Origin of the sequence: Marinitoga hydrogenitolerans DSM 16785 (assembly GCF_900129175.1) — a bacterium.
GTDB lineage: Bacteria > Thermotogota > Thermotogae > Petrotogales > Petrotogaceae > Marinitoga > Marinitoga hydrogenitolerans.
Window position 1 is genome coordinate 17,271 of the sequence record NZ_FQUI01000019.1, and the last position, 20,909, is coordinate 38,179.

Annotated in this window: 20 protein-coding genes, 1 tRNA gene and 1 pseudogene; 20 read left to right on the forward strand and 2 right to left on the reverse strand. The window is 27.0% G+C overall.

Annotation, left to right across the window (positions count from 1 at the left end; all coding sequences use genetic code 11):
• Window positions 1–14 precede the first annotated feature (14 nt).
• A complete protein-coding gene (gene miaB / locus BUA62_RS06455) occupies window positions 15–1,364 on the forward strand; it encodes a tRNA (N6-isopentenyl adenosine(37)-C2)-methylthiotransferase MiaB (RefSeq protein ID WP_072864690.1) in 1,350 nt (449 codons plus the stop codon).
• A 27-nt stretch (window positions 1,365–1,391) separates the two neighbouring features.
• Here miaB and BUA62_RS06460 read toward each other — a convergent pair whose 3' ends face one another.
• Complete coding sequence (locus BUA62_RS06460; protein WP_072864692.1) at window positions 1,392–2,282, reverse strand: HD-GYP domain-containing protein; 891 nt, start codon at window positions 2,280–2,282, stop codon at window positions 1,392–1,394.
• Window positions 2,283–2,439: 157 nt separating this feature from the next.
• Here BUA62_RS06460 and BUA62_RS06465 point away from each other — a divergent pair.
• The 19 genes from BUA62_RS06465 (at window position 2,440) to BUA62_RS06555 (ending at window position 20,593) form a co-directional block, all read left to right on the forward strand.
• Window positions 2,440–2,514: transfer RNA gene (locus BUA62_RS06465), tRNA-Thr, on the forward strand.
• A gap of 107 nt (window positions 2,515–2,621) precedes the next feature.
• Window positions 2,622–3,572, forward strand: a complete 951-nt coding sequence (gene tilS / locus BUA62_RS06470; protein WP_072864694.1) for a tRNA lysidine(34) synthetase TilS — start codon at window positions 2,622–2,624, stop codon at window positions 3,570–3,572.
• Window positions 3,559–5,448, forward strand: a complete 1,890-nt coding sequence (ftsH, locus tag BUA62_RS06475) for an ATP-dependent zinc metalloprotease FtsH (protein ID WP_072864695.1) — start codon at window positions 3,559–3,561, stop codon at window positions 5,446–5,448. Before tilS ends, ftsH begins: the two co-directional genes overlap by 14 nt.
• A complete protein-coding gene (locus BUA62_RS06480) occupies window positions 5,423–5,845 on the forward strand; it encodes a thioesterase family protein (RefSeq protein ID WP_072864697.1) in 423 nt (140 codons plus the stop codon). Before ftsH ends, BUA62_RS06480 begins: the two co-directional genes overlap by 26 nt.
• A 28-nt stretch (window positions 5,846–5,873) precedes the next feature.
• Complete coding sequence (locus BUA62_RS06485) at window positions 5,874–6,605, forward strand: response regulator transcription factor (protein ID WP_072864699.1); 732 nt, start codon at window positions 5,874–5,876, stop codon at window positions 6,603–6,605.
• A gap of 50 nt (window positions 6,606–6,655) precedes the next feature.
• The gene (locus BUA62_RS06490) at window positions 6,656–7,939 is read left to right on the forward strand and encodes a sensor histidine kinase (RefSeq protein WP_072864701.1); all 1,284 of its coding nucleotides are present in this window, start codon (window positions 6,656–6,658) and stop codon (window positions 7,937–7,939) included.
• The gene (locus BUA62_RS06495; protein WP_072864703.1) at window positions 7,926–9,245 is read left to right on the forward strand and encodes a thymidine phosphorylase; all 1,320 of its coding nucleotides are present in this window, start codon (window positions 7,926–7,928) and stop codon (window positions 9,243–9,245) included. Before BUA62_RS06490 ends, BUA62_RS06495 begins: the two co-directional genes overlap by 14 nt.
• A complete protein-coding gene (locus BUA62_RS06500; protein WP_072864705.1) occupies window positions 9,245–11,068 on the forward strand; it encodes a phosphodiester glycosidase family protein in 1,824 nt (607 codons plus the stop codon). Before BUA62_RS06495 ends, BUA62_RS06500 begins: the two co-directional genes overlap by 1 nt.
• A 25-nt stretch (window positions 11,069–11,093) precedes the next feature.
• A complete protein-coding gene (gene fusA, locus BUA62_RS06505; protein ID WP_072864707.1) occupies window positions 11,094–13,178 on the forward strand; it encodes an elongation factor G in 2,085 nt (694 codons plus the stop codon).
• Between the two features lie 122 nt (window positions 13,179–13,300).
• Entirely contained in the window at window positions 13,301–13,828 is a 528-nt protein-coding gene (locus BUA62_RS06510; protein WP_072864709.1) for a cob(I)yrinic acid a,c-diamide adenosyltransferase, read from the forward strand.
• Between the two features lie 4 nt (window positions 13,829–13,832).
• Complete coding sequence (locus BUA62_RS06515) at window positions 13,833–14,114, forward strand: DUF503 domain-containing protein (protein ID WP_072864711.1); 282 nt, start codon at window positions 13,833–13,835, stop codon at window positions 14,112–14,114.
• Window positions 14,115–14,126: 12 nt separating this feature from the next.
• Window positions 14,127–14,690 carry a bis(5'-nucleosyl)-tetraphosphatase (symmetrical) YqeK gene (gene yqeK, locus BUA62_RS06520; protein WP_084670734.1) on the forward strand — a complete coding sequence of 188 codons (564 nt, stop codon included), beginning with the start codon at window positions 14,127–14,129 and terminating at the stop codon, window positions 14,688–14,690.
• 23 nt (window positions 14,691–14,713) lie between these two features.
• Entirely contained in the window at window positions 14,714–15,436 is a 723-nt protein-coding gene (locus BUA62_RS06525) for a hypothetical protein (RefSeq protein WP_072864713.1), read from the forward strand.
• Window positions 15,437–15,440: 4 nt separating this feature from the next.
• The gene (locus tag BUA62_RS06530; protein WP_072864715.1) at window positions 15,441–16,625 is read left to right on the forward strand and encodes an LCP family protein; all 1,185 of its coding nucleotides are present in this window, start codon (window positions 15,441–15,443) and stop codon (window positions 16,623–16,625) included.
• Window positions 16,622–17,695: an ABC transporter permease gene (locus BUA62_RS06535; protein WP_072864717.1), complete on the forward strand. Its 1,074-nt coding sequence runs from the start codon at window positions 16,622–16,624 to the stop codon at window positions 17,693–17,695. The genes BUA62_RS06530 and BUA62_RS06535 overlap by 4 nt, the downstream gene beginning before the upstream one ends.
• A complete protein-coding gene (locus BUA62_RS06540) occupies window positions 17,688–18,314 on the forward strand; it encodes an ABC transporter ATP-binding protein (protein WP_072864719.1) in 627 nt (208 codons plus the stop codon). The genes BUA62_RS06535 and BUA62_RS06540 overlap by 8 nt, the downstream gene beginning before the upstream one ends.
• Window positions 18,314–18,757, forward strand: a complete 444-nt coding sequence (gene ndk / locus BUA62_RS06545) for a nucleoside-diphosphate kinase (RefSeq protein ID WP_072864722.1) — start codon at window positions 18,314–18,316, stop codon at window positions 18,755–18,757. The genes BUA62_RS06540 and ndk overlap by 1 nt, the downstream gene beginning before the upstream one ends.
• On the forward strand, window positions 18,754–19,920 hold the full coding sequence (locus BUA62_RS06550) for a class I SAM-dependent rRNA methyltransferase (protein ID WP_072864724.1): 1,167 nt from the start codon (window positions 18,754–18,756) through the stop codon (window positions 19,918–19,920). Before ndk ends, BUA62_RS06550 begins: the two co-directional genes overlap by 4 nt.
• Before the next feature lie 4 nt (window positions 19,921–19,924).
• Window positions 19,925–20,593: a zinc dependent phospholipase C family protein gene (locus BUA62_RS06555; protein ID WP_072864726.1), complete on the forward strand. Its 669-nt coding sequence runs from the start codon at window positions 19,925–19,927 to the stop codon at window positions 20,591–20,593.
• Between the two features lie 106 nt (window positions 20,594–20,699).
• On the opposite strand, the pseudogene BUA62_RS11490 reads toward BUA62_RS06555, so the two are convergent.
• Window positions 20,700–20,909 (reverse strand): annotated as a pseudogene (locus BUA62_RS11490) (IS110 family transposase); the annotation flags it as partial.

The window sequence follows — 20,909 nt, forward strand, 5'->3', positions numbered from 1 at the left end:
CAGGAGGTGTGAGTGTGAAATTTTATATAAAAACATTTGGATGTCAGATGAATGTTAATGAATCTGAGATTATGACAGGTATTTTGGAAAAAGAGGGCTTCGAATGGACAGAAAATCCACAAGAAGCTGATTTTATAGTATTAAACAGTTGTGCCGTTAGAGGAAAAGCAGAACATAAATTATATGGTGCAATTGGTCAATATGAAAAATTGAAGAAAAAGAAAAAAGAATTAATTATAGCAGTTGGTGGTTGTGTTGCTGAAAAAGAGAAAGAAAGTATATTAAATAGATTTCATGGAGTGAATTTTGTTTTTGGTACAAGGAATTATATGGAAATTAATAATTTTTATTTTAAGGCTAAAAGTGGAAAAAGATTTGCTGATTTTACAGATAAATTTGAAGATATTACTGCAAATTTGCCAAAACATCCATATAGTAAACATCATGGTTGGATAAATATAATATATGGATGTAATAAATATTGTACATATTGTATAGTACCTTATACAAGGCATTTTGAAAAAAGTAGACCTGTTGAAGATATTATTAAAGAGGTGGAATATTACAATAATAATAATTATAGAGAAATTACTTTTTTGGGTCAAAATGTAGATTCATATGGAAAAGACTTTGGTGATGGAAATCCTAAATTGGATATATTAATAAAAGAAGCTTCAAAGTTCGAATCTATTAAAAGAATATGGTTTTTGACTTCATATCCCACAGATATTACTGAAAAATTAATAAATGAAGTTGCAAATAATCCAAAAGCAGCTAAAAATTTCCATTTGCCAGTTCAAGCTGGAAGTAACGAAATATTGCGTAAAATGAACAGAAGATACACGAAAGAATTTTATATAGAATTGTTAGATAAAATAAAGAGTAAAGTTCCACAAGTTACCATTTCTGGAGATATTATTGTTGGATTTCCTGGAGAAACAGATGAAGATTTTATGGAAACAGTAGATTTAGTTAAAAAGGCAAGATATGAAAGATTGAACTTAGCAGAATATTCACCAAGAGAAGGGACAATTTCTGCTAAATATTATGAAGATGATGTTCCGAAAAAAATAAAAAACAAAAGATTTCAATATTTAATGAATATTCAAAAACAAATTAACCACGAAGAAAATGAGAAATATTTAGATAAAGTTGTTATGGTAATTCAAGAAGGAAAAATAAAATCTGGAGCTTATTTAGGAAGAACAATAAATAATAAAGTTGTAATTTTTGAAAGCAATGAGAGTCTAATCGGAAGGTTTGTGAAAATTAAAATTAATAAGATATCAGCAGGACCATTATATGGTGAAATTATTTCTAAAGAAAATGAAAATAAATTTGAAAGTATAGAAGTCTTTATATAACAATAGTCCGGTTATTCCGGACTATTGTTATATAAACTCCTCTTTTGATAAATATTCTTTTAAAAAGTTAGCAAATTGTTTCCCAATTTCAGGGTCAAATTTTTTATTTAAATTAAATTTAATATACTCAATAGCTTCTTGGGGAGATAATATTCCAAAATGTTCAGATGTTGCTGTATGTGTTGCCCAATCAAACCAGTCAATAATTCCAATAAACCGAGCTAAATATGGTATTTCTTCTTTTTTTAAATGATCAGGATAGCCGGTGCCATCCCAATGCTCATGGTGAGATCTTACAACATCCATGGCATACCAGAGTTCTTTTCTGTTTGATAAAAAGATAGAGCCAGCAATAGTATGTTCTAAGTCCCATTCTTCAAGATCATAAACACGAGTTTTGGAAAAAAGCATTAATTGTTCTATTCCTATTCTACCGATATCGTGTAACATAGCAACGTCATAAATAAGATTTATTTCATCTTTAGATTTTCCTAAATAGTCAGCGAATTTTTTAGCATAATAAGCTACTCTTTGGGTATGGCTCATACTACTTTTTTTATCTTCAACTTCAAATAGAACAATTAGATTTTTTATAAATTCCCCAACTTCTTTTCTTTTTTCTTCCAGTAAATATAAAAGTTCAAAAGGTTCTTCATTAAATACTTTTGATAATAATTTTAATAGTAGTATCTGAAAATTCTCAATAGAAAAATCCATTGTTATAATCTCGATATCATTTTCAATTAGTTTTAAAACTTCTTTTTCTAATAGAATATAAGGTTTATCGATATTAGCTTTTTTGTTAGAAATAATTATCTTAGCATTATTAATATTAGATATGTAATCAAAAATAAATATATTTAATAAATCTTTTGATAAGTTAGTGGAATCGTAAATTTTATATTTGTTAAAGGGCATTTTATGACCTCCTTCCCCCGCTTGTATTATATAATTATAACATAAAAAATTCTGAAAAAAAAGAAATATAAAAAAATATAGGTAGAAAAATAATAATTAGAAATGAAAAATAACTTGACATTTTAAAATAAAAAATATATAATATCTTTTGGTATTTGCCGGTGTAGCTCAACGGTAGAGCGGCTCATTCGTAATGAGTAGGTTGGGGGTTCAAGTCCCTTCACCGGCTCCAAATTTGTTATTAAGATTCTCCTTAAAGGAGAATCTTTTTTATTTATTATATAACATATATTAAAAAAATATGATATAATTAACAAGTAAGAGATAGGAGATGTAAGAATGAAAATAGAGTATGAAGTATTAAAATTCATAAAAAAATATGATATGTATGAAGATGGAGACAGAATATTATTAGGAGTTTCTGGTGGAAGAGACTCTATGGTAATGTTAGATATATTGCATAAGTTAAAAGATAATTTAGGGATTTCATTAGGAGTTGCACATTTTAATCATTCTTTAAGAGAAACATCAGATGAAGAAGAATTGTTTGTTAAAAGCGAATGTAGAAAAAGAAGTCTTCCTTTTTATTCGAAAAAGGAAGATGTTAAGAAATACGCATTAGAGAATAAAATAGGCATAGAAGAAGCTGCAAGAGAGTTAAGATATAATTTTTTTAATGAACTTTTAGAAGCTAAACGTTATGATAAAATAGCAATAGCTCATTATTCGAAAGATTTGTCTGAGACGGTTATATATAGATTAGTGAAGGGAACAGGTATTTTGGGAATAGGAGGAATATTACCAATATACAAAAATGTTACAAGACCGATATTGAGTTTAAATTTTGAAATTTTAGAAAAATATGTTACAATTAACAATGTTAAATATATTGTAGATGAATCAAATTTTGATACGAAATATATAAGAAATAAGATTAGGCATGAGATTTTACCAAAATTTCATGAGATAAATGAGCAATATGAAGATGCTATTTTTAGATTTGCAGAAATCACGTGGGAATATAGAAAATATTTAGAGGTTATATATAATGAAAGAGTTAAAATTGAAGGGAATATATATAAGATTTTAATAAAAAAAGATTTTTTAGATAAAGAAATTTTAAGAATGATTTTTTTAAATTTAGGACAATTTCCTCCATCAAAATTAGAAGTTGAAAAAATCTTATCTATGAAATCCAAAGGAAAAAGAAAAATTAATAATCTATTTTTAGAAAAAGAAAAAAATATGCTCTATATATCGAAGGAGGTAAATACTCTTGGCGGAGAATAAAAATAATAAAAATAACGACAAAAAAAGGTTATTAGGAGTTATAACAGTATATCTTATAATTGGTTTAATTATATTTTTTATAATTAGAGGTATGACAGTAGATACAACGAGTTTAACAATTAGCTATACAGAATTTGTTGATTTAGTTGATAGAGGGAAAATATCAAAAGTTTTGGTTAAAGATACAGGTAGTTTGAGTATAAAAACAATTGACGGTCAAACATATGAATTGTTTGCACCAATATTGCTTAGAGATGCTAATTTTATTGACAAACTAATAGAAAAGAATATAGAAGTGGATTTTAAACAGGATGTTACTTCTGGGTGGTTATATGGAATTTTAAGTTACGTCATACCATTTATTATCTTAATATTCTTATGGATGATAATGTTAAGACCATTAACTGGTAGAGGACCACAAGGAATGAATTTTACAAAGAGTCCTGCAAGAAAGTATGATCCAGAAAAAGAAAGAGTAACTTTTGATGATGTTGCAGGTGTAGATGAAGCAAGAGAAGAGTTAGACGATATTGTGAAATTCTTAAAAAATCCTCAAGTGTTTAATAAAATTGGAGCAAGGATGCCAAAAGGAATTTTATTAGTAGGACCTCCCGGTACAGGAAAAACATTAATAGCTAGAGCTGTTGCAGGTGAAGCGAGGGTTCCTTTTTTCTATATCAGTGGTTCTGATTTTGTTGAATTATTTGTAGGTGTAGGTGCTGCCAGAGTGAGAGATTTATTTACTCAGGCTAAAGCAAATGCTCCTGCGATAATTTTTATAGATGAAATTGATGCGGTTGGAAGGCAAAGAGGTGCAGGTTTAGGTGGAGGACATGATGAAAGAGAACAAACGTTAAACCAGCTGTTGGTAGAGATGGATGGTTTTGATCCTAGAGCTGGAATAATTATTATGGCAGCTACAAACAGACCAGATATATTAGATAAAGCACTATTAAGGCCTGGAAGATTTGATAAGAAAATAATTCTTGATATGCCTGATGTAAAGGGTAGAGAACAAATATTGAAGATACATATGAAAGGGAAACCCATTTCACCAAATATTGATATAGAAGTGTTAGCAAGAAGAACTCCGGGTTTTTCAGGAGCAGATTTGGAAAATTTAATTAATGAAGCAGCATTGTTATCAGCAAGAAAAGGTAAGAAAATTATTGAAATGGATGAATTAGAAGAAGCAATAGATAGAGTTATAGCAGGACCAGCAAGAAAAAGCAGGATAATCTCTAAAAAGACAAGGAAAATTATAGCTTATCATGAATTGGGTCATGCAATTGTGGGCGCATTACTCCCAAATGCAGATCCTGTACATAAAGTTACAATAGTACCAAGAGGTCATCAAGCTTTAGGCTTTACATTGCAGTTACCTTTAGAAGATAAGTATTTAATGACAAAAGAAGAAATATTGGATAGGATTACAGGTATATTAGGTGGTAGAGCGGCGGAAGAGTTAGTATTTAACCAAATCACGAGTGGTGCTGCAAATGATTTACAAAAGGCAACAGAATATGCAAGGATTATGATATTAAAATTTGGTATGAGTGAAAGACTTGGACCTATAGCCTGGGGGTCTGAGGAAGAAGAAGTATTTCTTGGTAAAGAATTGGCCAAAATGAAAAATTATAGTGAAGAAACAGCTAGTGAAATAGATAATGAAATAAAAAGAATTATAATAGAGTCATATGATAAAGCTAAGAAAATATTAGAGGAAAATGAAGATAAATTGCATGAAATAGCCAAAGTTTTACTTGAAAAAGAAACTTTAAGTGGGGAAGAATTGAACGAAATGTTAGGAGTGAAAAAAAACGGATCCTCAATTGAGGAGGTGGGAGATAATGGAGGTGAGTTGGGAAAAGATTAAGGAATTAGAAGGTAAAGAATTTAATTATTCATTTAGTGTGAATGATGAAAGTTTTTTATGGTCTGAAAAGGAAGAATATAAAGATTTTCATTTATTATCTACTACAGCGTTATTAGAAGAAATATTTAGAGCATCAACAGAAATTTTAGAACCTTATATTCCAGAACATGTTGCCGTAGTATCTTCTGCAAAAATCAATCATATAGCCCCGACACCATATGGGTTTAAGGTTTTTATGAAAATAAAAATCATATATGTAAAAGGGAATAAAATTAAATTTTCAGCTGACGTTTATGATGAAATTGAAAAAATAGCTCAAGCTGAATTTAAAAAATTTATAGTTAATAAGAATGCTCTAAAAAGAAAAAATAATGAAAAATCATCAAAATTAATTTAAAAAGCATATTTCGAAGGGAGGAACAAAAATGGGTAAAAGAGTTATTATGATTATCGAAGATGATCCAGCTATTTCCGAAATGTTGAACTTCAATCTAACAAAGGAAGGTTATGACATTATTTTAGCTTCAGATGCTGATGAAGCGGTGAAAATGATTGAAGAAAAAGAGGTAGATTTCTTTATTGTTGATATTATGCTTCCAGGTTCTATGGATGGATTCGATTTTATTAGAACTGTAAAAAGCAATGAAAAATTTAAGAATGCACCAGTGTTAATTTTAAGTGCTAAGGACGATCCAGCAGATAAAGTGGCAGGTTTAGAACTAGGTAGTGATGATTATGTAACAAAACCTTTTAATGTAAGAGAATTGATTGCAAGAATAAAATCAATATTTAGAAGACAACAACAAGCAATGCAAATAAAAGAAGAGGGTCCAAAGAAAATTGTTGCAAAAGATTTAGAAATTGACACAGAAAGATACGAAGTTTTAATTAGAGGTAATCCTGTAGAGTTGACACCTTTAGAGTTTGAGTTATTAACATTTTTGGCAAAAAATGAAGGTAAAGTATTTAGCAGAGATGTTTTACTTGATAAATTATGGGGATATGATTATTTTGGAGACACACGAACTGTTGATGTTCACATAAGAAGATTAAGAACTAAAATAGAAGAAGACCCATCAAACCCAAAATACATTATTACAGTTAGAGGAAAAGGTTATAAATTTAGAGATCCAGGAAAAGAAAAATTAGACTACTAAAAACAAAAAGCGGCAGATGAGTCTGTCGCTTTTTTGAAATAGGTGATAAGATGGTTTATTCTTTAATAATAATATTATTATTCATTATAATTTTTTATATATTTTTCTCAAATTATTTAGTAATAAAAAGAGAAAATAATAAACTTAAGTCTTCCATATCTAAGGTTTTATCAATTAGTGCAAATGATCCAGCAGTTGAATATTTAATACATTCTTTAGAAGAAAAGATAAATAATTTAAATAAAAAAGTTTTTTTTGAAAAAATAAAAAGAAAGAATATATATTCAGTTTTAAATAATATTTCAGAAGCAATTATGCTTGTGTTTTATTCTGATGACTCAAATACACTTATTCTTGATTATGCAAATAAGAGCGCTCAAAATCTTTTTGTTACATCAGATTTTTTGGGAAAAACATTGTCAGAAATTTTAGAGGATCATAATTTAATAGATATAGTATTAAGAAGTTATCGTTTAGATGAGAATATAAGCGATGAAATAATAGTATATAGTCCAAAAAAATCTTTTTTTCATTGCGAAATAAAAAAGATTTTTTTAGAATCTGAAAAAAATCAAAATTATAGAATAGTTGTTCTAAGAGATATAACAAAGGAGAAGGAATTAGATTTAATGAGACGAGAATTTTTAACTATAATGTCTCATGAGTTGAAAACCCCATTAACAGTAATTCATGGGTATTCTGAAACATTATTGATGAGTGATGAAAAATTATCCTCTCAAGCATTAAGATTTTTAAATATCATAGAAGATGAATCTTCTAGATTAACAAGGTTAATTAATGATTTATTAGATATTAGTAGATTAGAAAGGAAAGATTATGAGTATCATTTTAAAGGAATAAATCTTTCCAATCTCTTAAAAAAAATAAATTTAATATTTAACTCTTTGACAAAAGAAATGAATATTAATATCTATTTAGATATTAAAGAAGATCTAACTATCATTGGTGACGAAGATAGATTAATGCAAGCTATATACAATATTTTAGATAATGCTGTAAAATTTACACATATCAAAGAGTCAGATAAAAAAGAAATATTTATTAGACTATATAGCGAAGACAATGAAGTTATTTTAGAAGTGGAAGATACTGGAATAGGTATTCCAGAACGTGAAAGAAATAAAATATTTAACCTATTTTATAGAGTTGATAAATCAAGGACAAGACAAGTTCCTGGTACAGGTTTGGGATTATATATAGTGAAACAGATATTAGAAAAACATAGGGCATATATTGAAGTTGATAGTGAAGAAAATCAAGGGACATTAGTAAAAATAATTTTTAAGAGGAGGAATAATGATGAGGCCAGTTGATATAATTTATAAAAAGAGAAATGGAGAAATAAATACAAAAGAAGAAATTGAGTTTATGATAAATGGTTATGTAAATGGACAAGTTCCAGATTATCAAATTTCAGCTTGGTTAATGGCGATATTTTTTAATGGAATGACAAAAGAAGAAAGATATCATTTAACAATGGTTATGAGAGATAGCGGAGATACAATTGATTTATCAGGGATAAAAGGAATAAAAATTGATAAACACTCAACCGGAGGTGTTGGAGATAAAACAACTTTAGCAGTCGGACCCTTAGTAGCTTCTGCAGGGTTAAAAGTTTCTAAATTATCTGGAAGAGGATTGGGACATACTGGAGGAACTATTGATAAATTAGAATCAATTCCTGGATTTAAAACAGCGATTTCTAAAGATGAATTTTTTAAAATCGCAAATGAAGTTGGTATGGTTGTAGCAGGTCAAACAGGAAATATTGCTCCAGCAGATAAAAAAATATATGCATTAAGAGATGTGACAGCAACGGTTGATGAAATTTCATTAATATCTGCAAGTATAATGAGTAAAAAATTAGCAGTTCAATCTGATGGTATAGTATTAGATGTAAAAACAGGTAGTGGAGCTTTTATGAAAAATATCCCAGATGCAGTTGAATTAGCGAAATCCATGGTAGAAATAGCCGAATTAAACAATAGAAAAATAATAGCATTAGTTACAAATATGGATCAACCATTAGGAGATAATATTGGTAATTCATTAGAAGTCCTTGAAGCAATTGAAACGTTAAAAGGAAAAGGACCAAAGGATTTTACTGATTTATGTGTAGAGTTAGGAGCAAATATGTTAGATTTATCAGGATTATATACTTATGAAGAAGCAAAAGAAATATTAAATAAAAATATTGAAAATGGCAAAGCTTTAGATATAATGAAAATGTGGATAAAAGCACAAGGTGGTGATGAAAGAGTAGTAGATAATCCTGAAGAAATTTTGCCTATATCAGAAAAAATAGTTGAATTCAAAGCAGAAAAAGATGGATTTGTTTCTCATATAGATACAGAAAAAGTTGGTATTGCTTCAATGGTTTTAGGAGCAGGAAGAAAAAGAAAAGAAGATGAAATAGATTTTTCTGTTGGAATTAAAGTATTAAAAAAATTAGGAGCTAAAATATCTAAAGGAGATACAATAGCAAAATTATATATTTCTGAAAAAAGTAATGTAGAGGAAGCTATAGAGTTATTAAAAGAAGCTTATGAAATCTCAAAAAATCCTCCAAAAGAAGAAAAAATGAAATTGATATATGAAAAAATTGTAGGAGGTAAATAATGTATAAGAAAATTTTTCTTATATTAGCAATGTTATTTGCTATTCTCTCTTTTTCGAATGTTTATTATATAGATATAACTAAAAATTCTACAGAATTTACTAATATAAAGCTTTCAGATAAAGTATTTATCAATATAAAGCAATTTGTTGATTTTTTTAAACTTCAACAATTTCCGTCTAAAAATATTATATATATTTCTAATCCTGAAAACAATGATATACTAGAGTTGGATTTAATAAAAGGAACAGCAAGAATTAATTTTAATATTAATAGATCTTTTTCATCTGCTGTAATATCAAAAGATGAAAATTTATACGTATGGTTAGAAGCTATTAAAGATTTTTTTAATCTTAAATCATTTGAAGTGAATGAAAATATTTTTATATATAAAAGCATTCCTCGAATGATAAAAATAGAGTATTCGTTTAATAAAATTATATTTACATTAAGTCATTTAATCAATGAACATATGATAAAACTAGAAAAAGATGGATTTGTTATTTTTCCGTCAATTAATGAGTTTCCAGTACCGAAAGATATAGATTTTAAAATAATATCAAACAATATAATAAAATATAAAATAAATAATTTTGAAAATTATGATTTGTTGATTACAAAAAGAAATATTATATTAACGCTTAATGAATCAAAAATACAAACAAATAATGAAAAAGAAAATGAGAAAGTTGTTGAAAAGTCGAATGATACCAAAAATCAAGTCTCACCACTAGAACAAAAGTTAAATGAAATAAAAAATCAAAATTCTACTAATGCTACTACAAATACTAATATAAAGAAAAAAAATGAACAGAGCAATGTAGCAGTTAACGATTCAAAGCTTGACATTGAATTATTAAAAGTTGAAAATAAAATGATTGATTTAAATGGAAGAATTGTTCCAGTTCATATTGCAAGAATTAATCCAAAAGAATTTGATATAAAGATATTATTCAATAATTTAGGAGCACCAAATGATGCAGAAAAATTTTTAAAGGAAGTAAACCCAATATTGGCGATTAATGCTGGTTATTTTGACGTATCAACCCTAGAACCAATTGGAAAAATTATTACCAATGGTAAAATACAGCATATATCACCATATTTAAGGCCATCTTTTATTATTGACAATCATAATAACCCTATGATAAAAGATGTTGTTATGGAGTACAAAATATATGTAAAAGATGTACCTTTTTGGATAAAAGCAATAAATACCGCATGGAAAGGTGATGTTAAGCTTTATACAAGTGAATATAAAGCTAATATTAAGGAAAGTGAAGAAGATTATATATTTTTACTCATAGAAAATGGTTTTATTGTTCATGTTGGAAAGGAAAGACCTATAAACGATCAAAGATTATTATTAATTGATAAAAAATATTTAAAATATATTCCGGATATTAGTGAAGGAGACGAAGTTGTTTTTAATATAGATATAAATCAAAAAATTTCTATAAAAGAAATGGTTGAAGGAGGACCTTTAGTAATAACTGATGATTTAATGCAAGAAGCCTTAAAAGAGGAGAAATTATCCTATTCATCAAGCATTATTAGTCGAAAAACACCAAGAACGATAGTTGCAATTGATAATAATAATATGGTATTATTTATAGTAGTTGATGGATATATGGAATCAAATCCAGGGATAAATTATGATGAAGCGCAATTATTATTAGAGAAAATAGGGAATATAAAACAAGCAATGATGCTTGATGGTGGTAGTTCATCAATGTTTTATTATAATGGAAAAATTTTAAACTACAGATCAGAAAATTGGAGAAATAAAATTCCTGCCTTTTTGGGGGTATTTAAGAAAAAATAGATATCTAACAGTGGGGGTGTATTATATGGCTAATATTAAACCAGATAAAAAAAGGATAGTGGGTCTTTTTGGGCATCATGGATGTGGGAAAACTACATTGATGGATGCCATATTAAAAAATTATAGTGGAGCAGATAGAATAGGTCAAAGATATTTGGATGATGAAGAAGTTGAAAAGGATAAAGGAGCAACATTTTCAAATCATGTAGTATCTGTTGATTATAAAGATTCTCGTTTTTATTTCTTTGATACACCAGGTATGTCAGATTTTTTAGGTGATATAGACGTTGCTATTAATGCAGTTGATAATGTAGTGTTAGTTGTAAATGCAGGTTCTGGAGTTGAAGTTACCACAGAAAGAATCTGGAAGATTGCCAGAGAACATAAAAAACCAATATTTATATTCATAAATCAAATGGATAAAGAAGGAGTAAATTTTGGTGAGTTAGTTTCTTCTATAAAAGAAGCTTTTGAAGATGGTGTAAAGATTGTGCCATTGCAAGCACCAATGGGTGAAGGTTCTGAGTTTAAAGGATTAGTAAATTTAATTACTCATGAAGCATTTGAATATGAATTGAATCAAAGTGGTAAAGATAAAAAATTAGAAATAATTCCAGATAATGCAAAAAAATATTATGAGGATTACCATCAAGAATTAATTGAAGATGTTGTTGAAACCAATGAAGAAATGATGGAAAAATATTTAGAAGAAGGAGAAGAAGCATTAAATCCAGAAAATATATTTAAAGCACTTCATCAAGCATTTGAAGATGATGAAATCGTTCCGATTGTGATAGGTTCAGCAGAAAAAAATATTGGGTTAGATAGGTTTATGGAAATGATTAGATTAGTTGGAATGTATCCATCAGAAAGAGTTTTTAAAGGAAAAATAGGCGATAAAGAATTTGAGGTTGAAGGAAAAGAAGAAGAACCATTTGTCGGATTAGTCGTTAAAAATGCTGTTGATCCTTTTGTTGGTAAATTAACATATATTAGAATTTTGTCTGGGGTGTTAAAGGCAGGAGATTCTTTTGTAGAAGTTCAGGAAGATTCTAATGAAAAGGTATCTCATATTTATATACCAAGATTTGATAAAAATGAAGAAGTTTCTGATGCATCTGTTGGAGATATTATTGTTGTACCAAAACTTAAAAAAAGCAGAATAAATGATACTGTAGCGCATTCTTCAAGACTTATAAAAATAAATGTTCCTGAATTTCCTGAACCTATGATTTCAAAATCTGTAAAACCAACATCTAAAAATGAAATAGATAAGGTTAATAATGCCCTTTCAAAATTACAAGAATCAGATCCAACATTTTCTTGGGAATTTGATCCGGAAACTGGAGAAACTATAGTATCAGGATTAGGAACTACACATTTAGAAATAATGATTGAAAGGTTAAAGAAAACATTTAAAGTAAATGTTGAAGTTGGAAAGCCAAAGATTGCATATAGAGAAACTATTAAGAGAAAAGTAATAGCAGAATATAAACATAAAAAACAAACAGGTGGGCATGGTCAATATGGACATGTAAAAATAGAAATAGAGCCTTTACCAAGAGGAGAAGGTTATGAATTTGTAGATAAAATAGTTGGTGGTGTTATACCAAAGAACTTTATACCATCAGTTGATAAGGGAATAAAGGAAGCAATGAAAAAAGGTGTTGTCGCTGAATATCCTGTTGTTGACATAAAAGTTACATTATTTGATGGTTCCTATCATGATGTTGATTCTTCAGATATAGCATTCCAAATTGCAGCAAGGCAAGCATTTAAAGATGGTATGAAAAATGCAAGTCCTGTAATATTAGAGCCTGTAATGAAGGTTGAAGTATATACTCCAACAGAATATACAGGAGACGTAATGGGTGAAATATCTTCAAAACGAGGAAGACCTATGGGAATGCAATCAATGGGTAGAGGAATGGATAGAATAGATGCAGAAATTCCTCTTGCTGAGATGTTAGATTTTTCTCCAAGATTAAGTTCAATTACAAGCGGTAAAGGATATTTTACAATGAAATTCTCAACATATCAGGAAGTAACACCTGATATACAACAAAAGATTGTTCAAGAAAGACAAAGAGAAAAAGAAGAACAAGAATAAAGATAAAAAGCGGTTGCATTATGTTGCAGCCGCTTTTTTTTTAAAAAAATAAAAAACTTAAAAATTTGGATGGAAAATGGTATAATAAAAATGAAGTATATAAAAAGTAAGGAGGATTTTGAATGTCTATAAGTACTGGTGGAGGAGATAAAGGTAAGACAAGTTTATGGTCAGGCGAAAGGGTTCCTAAAAATGATTTAAGAGTAGAGGCTTATGGTACAATCGATGAATTATCTGCACATTTAGGGGAAGCAAAACACTATGTAAAATCATATAAAGTAAGAAATATAATAAATGAAATACAAAACGATTTATTCAAAGTGGTTGGAGAATTAGCTTCTAAAAATAAAGAATTTATTCAACCTATTACAAAAGAGGATGGAGAAAAACTAACGAACTATATAAAAAATTTTGAGGAAAGGGTTAAACTGAAGGGATTTGTTATTACAGGTAGCACAATAGAATCTGCCAAATTAGATATATGTCGAACAATTGCTCGAAGGGCGGAAAGAAGAATAATTTGTGTAAAAGATGAAGATGAAGTTTCTGAAGAAGTATTAGTGTATATGAATAGACTATCTGATTTATTATTTATTATGGCAAGATTTGAAGAATTTTTATTAGATAAAATAGAACAAAAACAATGGTGATGTAATGAAAATATTAGAAGCTGTATATCAAATAGAATTAATAAATATTCATTCATTAAAAGAGAAAAGAAGTATTGTAAAAAAGCTGATAAATGATTTAAGAAAAAAATATAATATTTCAATAAGTGAAAGCGGATTTAATGATAATAAAAGAATTTTTGAAATTACAATTATAACATTATCCCAAGATAAAAATTTTCTATTGAATTTTTTTGAAAAATTAGAAGAAGAAATTGAATATAAATATGGATTGAGAGTTATTTTTTCTGATTTTAGAATAATATAGAGGTGATAATTTTTGGAAGAAGTAATAGAAGAAATTAAAAGAATATTAAAAAAAATGATTTCTGAATATAGGTTAAAACATATTATGGGAGTAACATATACTGCTAAAATATTAGCAGATAAATATGGTGTTGAAGAAAATAGAATAGAATTAGCAGCATTGGGTCATGATTTATTTAGAGATGTAAAACCATATAAATTTTTAAAAATTGCAAAAGTTTATGAAATAGGGATCTCATATGTCGAAAAGAAGAATCCGATATTATTGCATGGAAAAATTGCTGCTGAATATCTTAAAAGAGAATACAATATACCTGAGGATGTTTATGAAGCAATATATTATCATACCAGTGGATATAAACATTTTGGTATAGTTGGTAAAATTATATTTATTGCCGATTCAATAGAACCTACAAGAAAATATAAAAATGTTGAATATTACAGAGATATAGCTTTTTACGATATTAATAGAGCATACAAGGAAATTTTGAAAAATAAAGTTATTTATTCACTTGAAAGGAATCACTTTTTATTGTCAGATACAGTTGACGCATGGAATTACAGCATAGCACAATGAAAAAATTATGGAGGTGGAGTAAAGTGGCAACAAGAATTCAAGTTGGTAATAGTAGAAGAACATCAGGAAAATGGATATGGATTTTATTGATTGTAATAATTGTAATAGCTATAGGTGGAATTTTTTATTTTTATAATAATTTAAAAAATACAACAGAAATGAAAGCTGATGCCGTAAGTTATTTAATTACTTATGAAATGCCTCAAAAAACAGAATTATACTTTGTTAGAATAAAAAACCAATCAAGGAAAATTTTTATTGTAAAGAGTCCAGATAATATATTTTATTCTGAAAAAGGGTTGTATATAGATTCTTTAAAGCCAGAAGAAGCATTAACTAATTTTGAACAAATGTTCGATATTAATCCTTCTACAGTTAAATATCATTTTATTTTAAAAAATGATAATATTCCAGCGTTTTTATCTATAATAAAGGGGCAAGGAAATACTATAGATGATGTTTTTGAATATTTAAAAACAAGAAAATCAGGAATTATGGATATGTTAGTAGCAAATAATTTAATTAATGAAGTAAGAAAATATGGGAATACAAATTTATCATATAATGGTGCATTTGCTTTTTTACAAGCATTTTCAAAATATTCTATAACAAGTTATGACAAGTTGGAAATAAAGACATTATTATCAAAACCAGTTGTAATAAACTTGCCAGATCTTAAGAAGAAAATGGAAAGAAATTATGTTGATAAAACAACATTAGAGTCTTTAAAAACAATTTTGGAGTGATGAAATGAAATTTCTAATGTATGTGATAGGCATTATTTTTTCTTTAATTGTAGTGATGTCTATGTTTTTCCCTTTTTTAAATGTTTATGCAAAAATGGAAAAAATACCAGATCCATATTATTTTTTAGTTTTAGGAATGGATACAACAGATGTTAATGAGAAAGTGTCAAGGACTGATTCAATATTATTAGTGGGTGTTAGCGAAAAGAAAAACAAAATTCTTGTTTTACCAATACCAAGAGATTTATTAGTAAACATTGAAAAAGAAACACTTAGAATAAATGCTGTCTATGTGAAGTATGGGATAGAAAAATTACAGAAAATTATTCAAGATATATTTAAAGTAAAAATTTCAGATTATTTGATTTTTGATTATGGACTTTTTAAAGAGATTGGAGAGATATATGCACCAGTAAAAATATATGTTCCAAAAGATATGTATTATGAGGATTTTCATCAAAATTTACATATAAATTTTAAACAGGGATATAATTATTTAAATGGTGAAGAGTTATTGTATTATGCAAGATTTAGATATGATGCATTGGGTGATTTAGGTAGAATACAAAGACAAAAAGATGTTTTATTTGCTTTGATGGGTGAAGCTAAAAATTCAGGGTTGTCAAAAGTTTTATATTCTATAGATAAAGTTTTAAATAGAACAGTAAATTCTTTCGATTATAAAAAGTTGTTTTCACTCTTTTTAATAACAAAAAAGAGTGAGATAAATTTTCTATCTTTACCTATAGAAATTGTAGGTGATTATGTCAAAATAAATAATGATCAAATAAAATACACAAATAAATATTTAGTAGATTTTGAAAAACCATTAAAAAAAGAAAAAATCTGGGTAACATTAATAAATAATATGGAGAGTTTTAAGCTGAGTTTTTATACAATTACAAGGCAAAGATGGACTAATGCTCAAGGATATTTGATAGAAATAGTAGATATATTGCCTAATATTGATGGGATTGATCATAACAAGTCTTACTTAATAATAAAAAATGATAAATATGAAAGAAAAATATTAAATGAAATAAAAAATAGATATAGCAAAATAACTTTTAAATTAATAGACGCAAAACAAAATCCAACACAATATTTTTCAATAATAAAATTTTTAAGTGATAATTTTTATAACACATTAAACTCAGATGTTATTATATTAGTGGGGAGTAACTCATGAAAGAGATAATATTATTAATTAAAGGTTTTTTAAAAAGAAATAAAAAACATTTCTTGTTTCCTTTCCTTTCAATATTTATAGGAGTATGGGGAATGATTGTTGTAATCTCTGTTATCAAAGGATTTGATAAAGCTTTAATAGATTCTTTAACATCATTTTATCCTCATATTATCGTATATGATAAAGTTGATAAAACAATAGGTAATGAAAGATTTAAAATGTATTTTTCAACATATCAAGGATTTTTTAATAAAAGTAATAAAAGGATAAGCGTGTCTTATTGGGAAATGAATGATATGGGGTATTATAATAAATTACTTATTAAGGGTAATATAGATGGGAGTATTATTGGAAGTGTTATGTCAAAGACATTAAATTTAAATCCAGGAGATACAATAAATCTCTTTTATACAGATGATAAAAATAATATTAGATTAAAAAGATTAAAAATCACTGGAGTTTTTCATTCTGGAATATATTTTATAGATTCTTCTTTTATAATAAAAAAAGAAACGGAAAATTTTTTAAATTATACAGGGATATATTTGAATAATCCAAAAAACGCAAAAAAAATAAAGAGTAAGTATTTAAAAGAGTACATTTCTTCTACATGGGAAGAACAAAATGAAAATCTTGCTAAGGCTGTAGAAATAGATTCGTATTTTGCTCTAATTATAACCTTTTTTGTTGTTTTAATGAGTGGATTTAGTATTTCGAATTCCGTTATGTATTCTATATTCGTGAGAAAAAAGGAAATAGGAATATTATACTCAATGGGTATGGAGAAAAGTAAAATTTCAATAATCTTTATTTTGGAAAGTTTAATAGTAGCAATAAGTGGTTTTTTTATAGGTGTTTTTTCATCTTCTATTACTATTTTTATATTGAAAAAAATAGATTTGAAATTACCTTCAGGAATATTTTATATAGACAAGATTCCTTTTTATTTAAATATTAATGATATTATTATTAGCTTTATATTTATTATCATTTTATCTTTTGTTTTTTCATTCTTTTCTTCAAGAAAATTGTTATCCTTTGATCCTGTAGAGGTGCTTCATAATGAATAGTCTAATAGAAATAAGTAATGTATCGTTTTCATACGATGGTAAAATAAATGTATTGGAAAATATTAATTTAAATATAGAAGAAAATAGTTACTATGGAATCTATGGTCATTCTGGTAGTGGTAAAAGTACATTATTATTTTTAATAGGAAATCTATTGAATCCTGATTTAGGTAAAATTGAATATCGATTCAGTAATATAAAGAAAAATACAGGTTTTGTATTTCAGTTTTTTAATTTAATAAATGAATTAACAATTTTAGAAAATGCTAAATTAGCTCAATATATTAGAAATAAAAAGGAAAATTTAAAAGAAATAAAGCAATTTGCTGAAATATTAGGAATTAGTGAATTATTAAATAAATTTCCTACAGAATTATCAGGTGGAGAGAAACAAAGAGCCAGCATTTTGAGAGCAGTGGTTGGCAATGTTAAAATTATTTTAGCTGATGAGCCAACAGGTAGTTTAGATATGAAAAACAAAATAATAGTGTTTAAATTATTTAGAGATTTGATTAAATTTAATAAAACGGTTATTGTTGTATCACATGAAAAAGAATTAATGGATTTTTGTGATAATAAAATTTTGCTAGAAGATGGCAAAATAAAGGGGGAATCTTAATGGAAAGAGAATTTTTATTTTTAAAGCCAAATACTGTTAGAAGAGGATTAATCGGTGAAGTAATAAGTAGATTGGAAAGAAGAGGAATAAAAATTATAGCGTTGAAAATGATTTGGGTAACAAAAGAGCAAGCAGAAGAATTATATCAAGAGCATAAAGGAAAATCGTTTTATAATGATCTAATAGATTTTGTTCTTTCTGGTCCAGTTGTTGTAATGATTTTAGAAGGACCTAGAGTTATAGAAATGGTAAGGCATATCATCGGAAACACAGATCCACTAAAAGCTTCACCAGGAAGTATTAGGGGAGAGTTTGGTATGAGTGTTACCAAAAATATTGTTCATGCATCTGATTCTCTAGAGAGCGCAAAAAGAGAAATGAAGATATTTTTTTCAGAAAATGAAATTCTAAATTATAGATTGGATGTGCAACACGATTTATGATTATTGTTAAACTAAAAAAAGGCAAAGAAAAAAAAATAAAAAATGGATATTTATGGATATTTAAAAATGAAATTTCAGAAATTACAGGTGAGAAAATTGATGGTGAAATTTGCAATGTTTTTTCATCTAATTTTGAATATATAGGTAAAGGGATATTTTCAAATTCAACTAATATAACCGTTAAAATCCTCTCTTTAAAAGATGAAGAAATTAATGAATCTTTTTTTTATAATAAATTTATTAAAGCTTTAAAATTAAGAAATAATTTCGGTAAATCATATCGTTTTTTTCATGCAGAAGCAGATGGTGTTCCAGGATTGATTGTAGATAAATATAACGAGTATTTGGTTGTTCAGTTTAGAAATAAAGGTGTAGAAAATAAAAAAAATGAAATAATAGATGCATTATTGAAAATATTTGATAATGAAATAAAAGGGATATATGAGAGAAGTGATTTTGAAACATCATCTAAGGAAGATTTAAAAAGAAATACAGGAAGATTATATGGTGTTGAACCACCAGATAATTTTATTATAGAAGAAGAAGGAATAAAATATATAGTTGACATTAAAAATGGTCAAAAAACGGGTTTTTTCTTTGATCAACGAAAAAACAGACTTTATATCAGACAATTTTCTAAAAATGCAATAGGTCTTGATGCATATTCGTATACAGGTGGTTTTGCTCTTAATATGGCCAAATATGGGGCAAAAAAGGTTATAGCAGTGGATAAAGATGAATATGCGTTAGAATTATTAAAACAAAATGCAAAATTAAATGGAGTTGAAGATGTTATAGAAACTATATATGAAGATGTTGAGCTATTTCTAAATAACTCAAATGCTATTTTTAATTTAGTGATGTTAGATCCACCATCTTTAATAAAAAAGAAAGCAGAAAGATTCAAGGGAGTTCAAATATTTAAAAAAATTTCTGAATTGGGAATAAAAAGACTTAGTAACTTTGGTATATTAGGCTTATGTAGTTGTGCGTATCAAGCGGATATAACCTTATTAATAGAATCACTTAGAAGGAGTGTTGAAAACAAAGGAATTATGCTACAAAATTTAGATATTATTACTCAATCGAATGATCACCCGTGGATACTTCAAATACCGGAAAGTTTGTATTTAAAATGTTTATGGGTTAAAGTTTTGAGGTGATTAAATGCCAAGTATTTTAGCTCATATAATTTACACAATAAAAAATCCTGTTGAATATTTAGGCCCAGAACTATATTTAGGAGCTCAAGGGCCAGATGTGTTTTTTTATGCCAATGAAACAGATTATATCTCTGTTGGAACGGCATTACACAAATTAAAGAGCACAGAATATAAAGAATTAATGAAAAATTTTCCGAAAAGTTTTTATTATGGATATATTTCTCATATGAAGTTAGACGAAAAATTGCATCCGCTTATTAATTCATATTATTCTGAACCTATACAACATACAAAATTCGAATATAATTTTGATGAATTATTATCTCTTAAACTTTTTGGTATTCATTTTATTGAACATAAATGGTGGAAAATATTAGAAGTTAAAAATATTGAAAAAATTTCTAAAGAGTTTGATAAAATGCTAAAAAAAGAATTTAAAATAAGAAATGTTAGTTATGAATATGCCTATAAAAAAATGTTGAAAAATTTAAGAATATTATTTGAATTACCTTATTTTAAAAAAAATATATTGGCAAAAATATTAAAATATATAGGAAAAGATTACACTTATTTATTTCCTAATATAGAGGATAATGATATAAATAAATTGAGTCATATAGAAAAAGAATTTTTTTCGATTCTTAAGATTTCCGGTAGGGAGTCAAATCAGTAAAAAAGAGCAAAAAGGAAATAATTAGCTATAAAAGAAGCTAATAGTTTGAGAATATTGAAATTCAAAAATAAAAGAAAATAAATAATAAAACAAGGATGAGAAAAAATTATTTCATGGGAATATAAGGTACATTGTTTTTAAGTAAATAAAAAATAAGATTGACAAGTTTTCTACCGCTTAATACAAGAGCTCTCATATGACGATGAGAATTAGATTCATTAAACTTTTTCCAGTAATATTCTTTGAAAATAGGATTATGATATCTAAGAGAATTAGCAGCTAAAATCAAATAAGTTCTAAGATATTTATTACCTTT